Source organism: Zooshikella harenae, assembly GCF_018837975.1.
GTDB lineage: Bacteria > Pseudomonadota > Gammaproteobacteria > Pseudomonadales > Zooshikellaceae > Zooshikella > Zooshikella harenae.
Map to the genome: position 1 here is coordinate 1 of NZ_JAGSOY010000338.1, position 637 is coordinate 637.

Genomic DNA, 637 nt, shown 5'->3' on the forward strand with positions numbered 1-637 from the left:
CCCTCCGCTATGGCCGAAAAAACTTCTTCTAGACTTTCCATTACCATTTCTACTGACTCATTGACTTCTTCCGGTGCAGAATGTGCGGCGATGTTACGTATCAAGAGCAGTGTTTCTTTCATCAACTTCAAGTTTCTTACACACTCCCAACTCATGGCCTCATCAATGTGGAATAAGAGTTTGTCTGAATTTGGAAAACCGAAATTATCAACAACTGTCTCTCTTAAATTGCACCATGCACCTTGAAGGTCAGAGAGCGCTGTCTTGTAATAGCCAGTCGGCTCTTTAGTAAATCCCATTTTGGGTAAGCCTCCTATCCACTCTAGTTGGATAACTAAACGTAAGGGTAACGTAATATATTACACCACATGGTTAGTTTACTAACTCTCTCAACAATCCAACCACTCCCCCCAACGCCCTTCCACAATACCCACTCAGCACTTCCTGCATAGTTCCATACAACTGACCATAATCCCGCTAAAAATTTTGGTGATGAATACCCAACAGTTGTAACCATTTACAATTCAAACAGCACTAGCAGTGTCATTTATTGTGATTTTTTAATCATAAGAGCTGGGTAGATACCAGCTCTTACCCGATTAGGTCATTCATACCAAGAATCGGTGTCAACTGTGAT

General features: G+C 41.4%; 1 protein-coding gene. It reads right to left on the minus strand.

Features of this window, described 5'->3' with window-relative positions; translation table 11 throughout:
• A partial coding sequence (locus tag KCG35_RS26005; RefSeq protein ID WP_215822815.1) for a hypothetical protein occupies window positions 1–299 on the minus strand: 299 nt, incomplete at its 3' end.
• Window positions 300–637 lie beyond the last annotated feature (338 nt).